Source organism: Actinoplanes sp. ATCC 53533 (assembly GCF_003947245.1).
Window position 1 is genome coordinate 1 of record NZ_QHHV01000703.1, and the last position, 482, is coordinate 482.

Below are 482 nucleotides of genomic sequence, written 5' to 3' on the forward strand. Positions count from 1 at the left end.
GTTCGACTGCTCCGGCTACACCATGTACGTCTACAAGAAGGCCGTCGGCAAGAAGCTGCCGCACAAGGCCAACTCGCAGCAGAAGTACGGCAAGGCCGTCAGCAAGGGCAACAAGAAGGCGGGCGATCTACTGGTCTTCCGCTCCGGGTCCTACGGCACCCACGTCGGCATCTATGCCGGTGGCGGCTACATGTGGGCCTCTCCCCGCGCCGGCAAGACCGTCCAGAAGCAGAAGGTCTACAGCAACAGCTACGTCGTGCGGCGCCTCGTTTCCGCCTGACGATAACTGCCGACTCATGAAGTGGAGCGCGCCCTCTGGGGTCGTGCTCCACTGGCATTCCCCAGGTGATGAGCAACGTGAGGCAGGCGGAAGCGTTGTCGCCTCATGCGATGGAATGGCAACGCCAGTGAAGCGCAGGCGCGGCTGACGGACTTCGATATCGTCGGCGCGGGCCCGGTGGTGCCAACGTCATGTCCTTCGA

Annotated in this window: 1 protein-coding gene; it reads left to right on the forward strand. The window is 63.1% G+C overall.

What is annotated here, in order from left to right:
* On the forward strand, positions 1-280 hold a 280-nt coding region (locus DMB66_RS60735; protein ID WP_148113026.1), incomplete at its 5' end, for a C40 family peptidase.
* Positions 281-482: the final 202 nt, after the last annotated feature.